Genomic DNA, 7,821 nt, shown 5'->3' on the forward strand with positions numbered 1-7,821 from the left:
ATCGAGGAGGAGCACGTCACGCATTACGAGTCGCTGGTCGACCCGGGTGAGACGTGGTGGGAGATGCTGCTCAACCACGAGTACAACGAGTGCTACCTCTACCACTCGTTCATGGAGACCGAGTCCGACCCGAAGGTCAAGGCGATCTGGGAGCTGCACCTGAACATGGAGCTGGAGCATCTGCGCCTGGCGGTGGAGCTGTTCAAGCGTCATGACGGCCGTGATCCGCAGGAGGTCCTCGCGCCCGCGCTGCCCGCGCCGGTGACCTTCGAGCCGAACAAGGACTACCTGCGTGAGCTGATCGCCACCCAGATCGACTTCACCACGCTGGGCACCGGTTACGTGCAGGACATGCACGAGCGGTTCGAGCGGATGCAGGAGAACATCCACGGCGGGGAGAAGCCGCCGAGCGAGCAGGTCATCGACGACAACCGGGCCAAGTCCGGGGAGGAGTACCGGCTGGAGACCGAGGGCCCGCACCCGGTGCCCAGCCTGCGCACCGACCGCTAGCCGCCAGGCGGTGACCGGGTGCCGACCGGCACCCGGTCCAGGGGCGGACCTCGAAACCGCGGAACGTGACCGCAGGGCGTGACCGCGACCAGGGCCGCGGGACGTGACCGCGACCAGGAGCGCGGCACGTGACCGCGGGCAGGACCGCGGGACGTGACCATGAGCAGGACCGCGGGACGTGACCGCAGGCAGCAGGACCGCGGCACGTGACCGCAGGCAGCAGGACCGCGGCACGTGACCGCGAGCCGCGCGGAGGTGTCAGCCGGTCTTGCCCATCGCCTGCCGGATCACGTCGCGGGCCCGGTCCATCATCGCGACCGGCGTGCCCACCAGCAGGTTCTTGGTCGCCGACTCCACCCCGGCGTGCGGATGGGTCGGAGCGAGCGCCTCGGCCGCCTTCACCCCGGCGGCCAGCGCCCGGCGTTCGGCCTCGCTCGTCTGGGCGCGCAGCTGGGTGAACTCGTAGCGCTCCTCGCTACGGGCGTGGGCCATCACGGCCGCCCTCAGCACCGCGAGGTCCGTCAGGAACTGCGGATCCTCCACCCCCGCCTTGTCCATCCGCATGAGCAGCTGCTTGGCCTCGTTCTCCTCGGCCAGCCGGTCGTCCACCACTCCCTCACCACCGTCGATCTTGCGGCGGGCATAGGGGTGCACGACCTCCTCCTCGGCCGTCTCGTGTACGGCGAGCAGCCGCACCAGCCGCTGGAAGGCCTCCGCACGCGCCTCGGCGGGCGCCTTCTCGACCTCGTCGAACAGATCCCTGATCAGCGAGTGCTGAGCCAGCAGCAGATCCACGACGTCCTTCTCGCCCATCGACTCGGGCTTCTTCTGACGGTCACTCATGGCGCTCTCCCTTCGAGAACTCGTGTCCATACCCCCGCCTTGCTCCCGAAACTCGGGCCATGAAAGTGCCGAGCGCGATCAGGACCACGCCGGAGAGCAGGAAACCGAGGTCGTAGAGGAGCTCCCCGGGGCCGTGCCGGACATGGTGGACGCCGAGGATCTGGTGGTCGATCAGCCCTTCGAGGAGGTTGAACGCACCCCAGCCGGCGATCATCCAGCCGATGATCTCCGCGATCGGCACCGGCCGCACCCGGGAGAGCATCAGCACCCCGGCGACGACGACGATGAGGCAGCCGAGGTGGAACAGGCCGTCGCCGATCATGTTGACGCGCTCGTCGTTCGGGTACCAGCCGCTCAGCATGTGATGCCAGCCCATGAGCTGGTGCAGGACGATCCCATCGATGAAACCTCCCACCCCGAAGCCGAGCACCAACCCCGCGGACCGTGGGGAGACGCCGGCTCGGCGGTCAGCGGCGGATGCGTCGTGCCGATGCGATTCAGTCATGTGCGGCTGGTTCCCGCAGGGAGGACGGCCACGCCCGGGACGCGGGATTGTTTACCTCCGGGCAGCCGGGGGACCCGTCATGGACGGCCGGCGGGCGATGCCCCGCTCGTCCGCTCGCGACTCCCGGGCGTTTATCGCCGCCCCCTCGGCAGGGAGGGTATTTAACTCTGTTTCAGCCATTTTGTGAATGTGTGGGTTCCAGCAGGGTAGCGCCGGTCCCATGCGAAGAAGCACATCCCCGGAGCCACCGGTGCGCGGACGCCAGCCGGACCGGGAAGTGCCCGACGCACGGCGGAGCCCCGCAGGCGATCGGATCGGACCATCCCGCCTCCAGCTTCCAGCGGTTGTAAGCGACACCGCCACCCTCGTCACGGGGAGGCGGCTCCATTCAGAGACGGTGCACCCATGTCACATCACGACGTCGAACGGCCGGCGGGCGACAGGCCCCCGACAGGCGGGCCCGACCTGCGGCCGGAGAGCGAGACCGCGCCCGGCAGCCCGACGGAGCTGCCCAAGAGGTCGTGGTGGGGCGTCCTCAAACGCACCGTCAAGGAGTTCCAGGAGGACAACCTCACCGACTGGGCCGCCGCGCTCACCTACTACGCGGTGCTGTCGATCTTCCCCGCGCTGCTGGCCGTGATATCCGTCCTCGGGCTGTTCGGCCAGTCGGCCACCCAGTCGCTCGTCGACAACCTGGGCGCCCTGGCCCCCGGCCCCGCCCGGCAGACCATCGACACCGTGCTCCAGGCCCTGCAGAGCAGCCAGCGCGCCGCCGGGATCGCCGCGATCATGGGTATCGCCGTCGCGCTCTGGTCCGCCTCAAGCTATGTGGGGGCGTTCATGCGGGCCGCCAACGTCATGTACGAGATGCCCGAGGGCCGGCCCGTCTGGAAGACCCTGCCGCTGCGCCTGGGCATCACCGCCGTCCTGGTGATCCTGATGGCGGTCGGCTCGGTCGCGGTCGTCTTCACCGGCGGGCTCGCCGAACAGGCCGGAAAGGTCCTCGGGATCGGCGAGACCGGGCTCACGATCTGGGGCGTCGCCAAGTGGCCGATCCTGGTGATCATCGTGGCGCTGGTCCTGGCCCTGCTGTACTGGGCCGCGCCCAACGTCCAGCACCCCGGGTTCCGCTGGATCACCCCCGGCAGCATGATCGCCGTCGTGCTGTGGATCGCCGCGTCCGCCGCGTTCGGGTTCTACGTGGCCAACTTCGGCTCCTACAGCAAGACCTACGCCGCCCTCGCCGGCGTCATCGTCTTCCTGATCTGGCTGTGGATCACCAACGTCGCCGTGCTGCTCGGCGTCGAGTTCGACGCCGAACTCGCCCGTGAACGCGCCATCGAGGCGGGCATGCCCGCCGACGAGGAGCCCTACACCGAGCCCCGCGACACCCGGAAGTTCGACGACGAGTGACCGGCGGGCTCCCGGCGTGGCCGGGAGCGGATACGGGCTCGGCGGCAACCACCGGCGCGGCCGGGGGCGGATACGGGCTCGGCGGCAACCACCGGCGCGGCCGGGATCTCAGCGGAAGTCGTCGGCGTGGTCGGCCGCCCACTGCCGGAACGTGCGGGCCGGCACCCCGGTGATCTCCTCCACCGTGGACGTGATCCGCTCCGGCTCCGTCACCATCCCCGCGTGGGCGTCGAAGATCCCGTCCACGACCGAGGCCGGCCAGCCCGAGGCGAGCATCTGCCGGCGCGCCTCCTCGACCGGGACCTCCTCGAAGCGCGCCGGGCGGCCGGCGGCCTCGCCGACGGCGCGCACCTGCTCGACCGTCGACAGCAGCTCGGGCCCGGTCAGGTGATGCTTCGCCCCGCCGTGCCCGTCGCCGGTCAGCACGCGGACCGCCACGGCCGCGATGTCCCGCTCGTGGATCAGCGACCTGGTCGCCGCGCCGAAGGGAGCGCGGACGACGCCGCCGTCGCGGATCTCCGGCGCCCACGCCAGGGCGTTGGTCGCGAACCCGCCGGCCCGCAGGAAGGTCCACTCCAGCCCGGACCGCTCGATCAGCCGCTCGACGTCGGCGTGGAACTGGTTGATCGGATCACCCTGCCGCTCGACGTCCTCGCGCACGCCCGCCGAGGAGAGGTAGACGATGCGGCGCGCGTGCCGCCCGACCGCGTCCAGGACCGCGGGGGCGCCGTCGGCGGTGAAGAACGGCCACACCAGGAACACGGACTCGACCCCGTCCAGCGCCGCCTCCAGCGTGTCCGGCGCGGACAGGTCGCCGCGCACGACGTCGACCTCCTCGGGCAGTCCGGCGGAGGAGGGGTCGCGGACCAGCGCCCGGACGGCGGCGCCCGCGTCCCGGAGCTGGGACACGACCTGCCGGCCGACATTGCCGGTCGCCCCGGTCACAAGAATCATCAGACATCCCTTTCGTCGCCGATGGAGATCCCCCGGCCCGTCACCGGCGGGGATCTGCGACCAGCCTGCGACTTGAACCTTGGTTTAAGTCAAGCCGCCGCCGATCCCGCACGGCCGTACGGAATCGGAGGCGGGCGCAGCCGTACGGAGAAGCCGCGGGCGCAGCCGTACGGAGAAGGGGCGTCGACGTACGGAGAGGGTGGGGGCACCAAGGAGGTACGCCCCCGGATGACCGATTCGATAAAGGGGGTAGGACGAGAGCGTACGAGCGACAACCGGAGCAAGGACGCACCGGCCGCCGGCGCCATGGAGGAAGACCAGCATGACCGAGGACAGGGAGCAGATCGCCACGGATTTTCACCAGGCGGTCAACATGACGGCCGGCGAGCTGGAGAGCTGGCTGGACACGCGGGACTCCAAGGCCGTCGGGGACAAGTCCGGCCGTAGTGAGTCGATAGGCCACGAGTCCGGCCGCCGGATCGTGGGGATTCTCCGGAAGGGCGAGGACGGCCTGTCCGACGAGGACTACGCCCACATGCGGGAGGTGACCGGTTACGTCCGCCGCCACCTCGCGCAGCGCCCGTCAGGCGACGTCCATGACACCCCGTGGAGATACTCCCTGATGAACTGGGGCCACGACCCGCTCAAGTAGGCGTCAATGATCTTCGGGGCGTCTCGATCTTCTCCGTCCGCGGGTGCCGGCCGGGCCGCTCGTCGGCGGGCTCGCCGGCCGGCGGCCGGGGGCCGCCGGAGCGGGGGCCTGGCGCGTCAGGCGATGGCCGTCGCCGCCAGAGCGAGGATCGAGGCGCCGAACACCACGGCGTGCCGTACGTTCTGAAGGGTCCACGTCCAGGAGGGGAAGCCGTCCTCTGCCGCCTTGAGCAGGGCCGGCACGTCGACGCGGGCCAGCATCGGGTCGCCCTTGCGGGCGAAGGCGGCCCGCACGGACTCCGTGGCGGTCAGCTGGCTGTAGAGGATCACGCAGTTGACGAGCAGCACGATGGACTGGAAGACCCAGGTCAGGGGCTCGGCCCAGGAGCCGTCGGACAGGTTCACCGCGGCTGTCGCCGCCATCACCGCGGCGATCGAGACCGGAGCCCACGTCTCGTGGCCGCCGGCGTCGAACCTCATCCCGTTCTCGGCAAGAACGGTGGTCCGTACGCCCTGGCGCGTCAGCTCGGCCTGGGCGCCGGCCATCGCGCTGGTTCCGTAGCGGTGGCGCACCAGCGGGATGCTCACGAAGGCGGTGGCGACGAGCAGCTGCATGACGGCGGCGAAAGCGTTCATGGTCGATCTCCTTCATTGGACGCTCTCTGGCGCCTCAGCGACTTGCACTAAGTTCAAGGGAACCGTAGACCCCTACTTGAACTAAGTGCAAGTCATGTCTTGAACTTTGTGCAATTCAGGCCGGGTGACCTATCGTGAGCGCATGCCGCGCGACACACTGACCAAGGAACAGATCCTCCGGACCGCTGTCGAGCTGCTCGACGACGAAGGCCTGGACGGCCTGAACATGCGCAGTCTGGGCAAGCGGCTCGGCACCGTCGCGACGGCGGTCTACTGGCACGTCAAGAACAAGGACGACCTGATCCTGCTCGTCGGCGACCGGCTCTGGGACGAGGTCGAACTACCCGACCTCGACACGGTCGGCTGGCGCGCCGCGGCCACCGCGATGGCCACCAGCCTGCACGCGATGTTCAGCCGGCACCCGTGGCTCGTCCAGGCCTTCGGCTCCCACCTCTTCTACGGCCCGGGCAAGGCACGCCACGACGACCACAACCTCGCCGTCTACGAAAGGGCCGGCTTCGTCGGCACGCAGGCCGACCGCGCCGCGGCGACCGTCTTCACATTCGTGCTGGGAAACGTCCTCGGCGTGTCGGCGACGGCCTCCCTGACCAGGCGGCTGAGCCGGGACGGCGCGGACGCCGAAGCACTGTTCCAGGACACGATGGCCAAGGCGAGCGAAGTGGCCATGCGGTTCCCCCGGCTGCGCGCCCGCCTCGGCACACCGGCGGCCGCGGCCTACGCCACCGCCCCCGACCAGACCTTCGAGTTCGGCCTCCAGGCCCTTCTCGACGGCCTTGAGGACCAGATCACCGGCCCGCGCGCACCGGCCGGCCCGGATCCGCGCCAACGACCCGTCACGACGCCCGGCGGATCCGGAGACCCCTCAAGCTGAGCGGGCTCGCGCATACCGGCGGCGTCGGCGATCCGCCTGCCGCGCCCCCCACCTCATCGGCCGCCCCCGGGAATCCCCCGGACACGCCGCGTCGCCACCGGCGGGTCAGAGCCTGCCGAACCAGTCGCGCACAGCCCGCGGCCCGCCCGTCCCGAGGGCGACCATCAGTGCGGCGCGCGCCTTCGAGGGCGCGAGACCGCGGGCGCCGATCGCCCCCACCTTCCCGGCGAGGCCCGTTCCGAGGGGCAGGTCCTCCAGGGGGACCTGACGGGTGCGGCACCGTGAGGCGACGACCACCGGGATGCCCCACTCCGTCAGCTCGCTGATCGTCGTGAAGAGGCTGACCGGTACGTTGGCCATGCCGGTCCCCTCCAGCACGATGCCCCGGGCCCCGGCGTCCACGACCGCGGTCAGCAGCACGGGATCCATCCCCGGGTAGGTCTTGATCAGGGCGACGTCCGTCTCCGGCTCCCCCGCCGCCGCGGGCGGCCGGGGCGGCGGCTCGGCGAGCGTCTCGACCCGCCCGCCGGCCACGCGGCCCAGGACGGGGAAGGGGGCCGAGGAGAAGGCGGCCACGCTCGTGGCGTCGGTCATGGTGACCCAGCGAGCGGCGTGCAGCTCGTCGTTGAGGCAGACGACGGCCCCGGCGCCGCGCAGCGCGGGATCGGCGGCGGCGGTGACGGAGGAGGCCAGGTTGCGCGGGCCGTCGGCGGACAGGTCGTCCAGGTACCGCATGGCGCCGGTCAGGACGATGCCCCCGTGCTCCGCCGCCCGGCCCGCGAGCAGGTCGGCGAGGAAGGCGCAGTCCTCCAGCGTGTCGGTGCCGTGAGTGATCACGACCCCGTCGAATCCCCGCTCAAGGATGGCCGAACGTGCCCGGCGGGCCAGTCCCAGCATGGTCGAGGGCGACGTGTCCCAGCTGGGCTCCGCCATCACGTCCTCCACCACCACGTCCGCCGCGAGCGCGTCTGGGGGGATGGTCTCCAGGAGTCCGGCCCCGGAGGCGACGCCCGCGGGACGGCGGGAGTAGGCGATGGTGTCACCGGTCGCCAGCAGCAGCACACGCTTCACCACATGATCCCTTCGACGGTCACTACGGGGGCCGGCCCTGCGGGCGTCCCGTGATCCGGCGGGCCGGCCGTCCCGGACCTGTCGTGGCGACCGCGGCGGCCGATGGTTCACACCCGATCACCGTGGCCGGCGCGGGGCCGCCCACAGCACGCGCCTCTATTTATAACCCATCCATACCCCCAATGGGGTTACTTATCGAGGATCGTCACTGCCCGGCACGGCTCGGACGGAGCCGAGCAGCGGGAACGTGGCGACCACGCTCCAGCTCCGGCCCTCCAGTGGCCCGTAGACCAGGGTGCCGCCGAACGTCTCCACGTCCCGGGCCAGGCTGCGCAGCCCGTAGCCC

8 protein-coding genes and 1 pseudogene are annotated in these 7,821 nt (G+C 70.8%); 4 read left to right on the forward strand and 5 right to left on the reverse strand.

The window, feature by feature from the left end; genetic code table 11:
- Positions 1–510, forward strand: a pseudogene (locus CA984_RS41030) (hypothetical protein); the annotation flags it as partial.
- Positions 511–768: 258 nt separating this feature from the next.
- On the opposite strand, the gene CA984_RS41035 reads toward CA984_RS41030, so the two are convergent.
- Both CA984_RS41035 and CA984_RS41040 read right to left on the reverse strand, forming a co-directional pair.
- Complete coding sequence (locus tag CA984_RS41035) at positions 769–1,353, reverse strand: hemerythrin domain-containing protein (protein WP_242676456.1); 585 nt, start codon at positions 1,351–1,353, stop codon at positions 769–771.
- Positions 1,346–1,858: a DUF2243 domain-containing protein gene (locus CA984_RS41040; protein ID WP_086578740.1), complete on the reverse strand. Its 513-nt coding sequence runs from the start codon at positions 1,856–1,858 to the stop codon at positions 1,346–1,348. The genes CA984_RS41035 and CA984_RS41040 overlap by 8 nt, the downstream gene beginning before the upstream one ends.
- Before the next feature lie 405 nt (positions 1,859–2,263).
- On the opposite strand from CA984_RS41040, the gene CA984_RS41045 reads away from it, so the two are divergent.
- The gene (locus CA984_RS41045) at positions 2,264–3,271 is read left to right on the forward strand and encodes a YihY/virulence factor BrkB family protein (RefSeq protein WP_086578741.1); all 1,008 of its coding nucleotides are present in this window, start codon (positions 2,264–2,266) and stop codon (positions 3,269–3,271) included.
- 108 nt (positions 3,272–3,379) lie between these two features.
- Here CA984_RS41045 and CA984_RS41050 read toward each other — a convergent pair whose 3' ends face one another.
- Positions 3,380–4,225, reverse strand: a complete 846-nt coding sequence (locus tag CA984_RS41050; protein WP_086578742.1) for an NAD(P)H-binding protein — start codon at positions 4,223–4,225, stop codon at positions 3,380–3,382.
- A 322-nt stretch (positions 4,226–4,547) separates the two neighbouring features.
- On the opposite strand from CA984_RS41050, the gene CA984_RS41055 reads away from it, so the two are divergent.
- Positions 4,548–4,877, forward strand: coding sequence for a DUF3140 domain-containing protein (locus tag CA984_RS41055; RefSeq protein ID WP_086578743.1), 330 nt, complete (start codon positions 4,548–4,550; stop codon positions 4,875–4,877).
- 116 nt (positions 4,878–4,993) lie between these two features.
- Here CA984_RS41055 and CA984_RS41060 read toward each other — a convergent pair whose 3' ends face one another.
- Positions 4,994–5,512 (reverse strand): hypothetical protein, encoded by a 519-nt coding sequence (locus CA984_RS41060; protein WP_086578744.1) that lies wholly within the window; start codon positions 5,510–5,512, stop codon positions 4,994–4,996.
- A 142-nt stretch (positions 5,513–5,654) separates the two neighbouring features.
- On the opposite strand from CA984_RS41060, the gene CA984_RS41065 reads away from it, so the two are divergent.
- The gene (locus CA984_RS41065; RefSeq protein ID WP_242676457.1) at positions 5,655–6,404 is read left to right on the forward strand and encodes a TetR/AcrR family transcriptional regulator; all 750 of its coding nucleotides are present in this window, start codon (positions 5,655–5,657) and stop codon (positions 6,402–6,404) included.
- Between the two features lie 105 nt (positions 6,405–6,509).
- Here CA984_RS41065 and CA984_RS41070 read toward each other — a convergent pair whose 3' ends face one another.
- Positions 6,510–7,475 (reverse strand): asparaginase, encoded by a 966-nt coding sequence (locus CA984_RS41070; RefSeq protein ID WP_242676458.1) that lies wholly within the window; start codon positions 7,473–7,475, stop codon positions 6,510–6,512.
- Positions 7,476–7,821: the final 346 nt, after the last annotated feature.

Origin of the sequence: Streptosporangium minutum (genome assembly GCF_002149035.1) — a bacterium.
Taxonomy (GTDB): Bacteria; Actinomycetota; Actinomycetes; order Streptosporangiales; family Streptosporangiaceae; genus Streptosporangium; species Streptosporangium minutum.

Excerpts from the sequence above, each read along its gene's own strand:
- CA984_RS41045 (WP_086578741.1), top strand. The coding sequence starts at position 2,264 with ATGTCACATCACGACGTCGAACGGCCGGCGGGCGACAGGCCCCCGACA.
- CA984_RS41050 (WP_086578742.1), bottom strand. The coding sequence starts at position 4,225 with ATGATTCTTGTGACCGGGGCGACCGGCAATGTCGGCCGGCAGGTCGTG.
- CA984_RS41055 (WP_086578743.1), top strand. The coding sequence starts at position 4,548 with ATGACCGAGGACAGGGAGCAGATCGCCACGGATTTTCACCAGGCGGTC.
- CA984_RS41065 (WP_242676457.1), top strand. The coding sequence starts at position 5,655 with ATGCCGCGCGACACACTGACCAAGGAACAGATCCTCCGGACCGCTGTC.
- CA984_RS41040 (WP_086578740.1), bottom strand. The coding sequence starts at position 1,858 with ATGACTGAATCGCATCGGCACGACGCATCCGCCGCTGACCGCCGAGCC.
- CA984_RS41060 (WP_086578744.1), bottom strand. The coding sequence starts at position 5,512 with ATGAACGCTTTCGCCGCCGTCATGCAGCTGCTCGTCGCCACCGCCTTC.
- CA984_RS41035 (WP_242676456.1), bottom strand. The coding sequence starts at position 1,353 with ATGAGTGACCGTCAGAAGAAGCCCGAGTCGATGGGCGAGAAGGACGTC.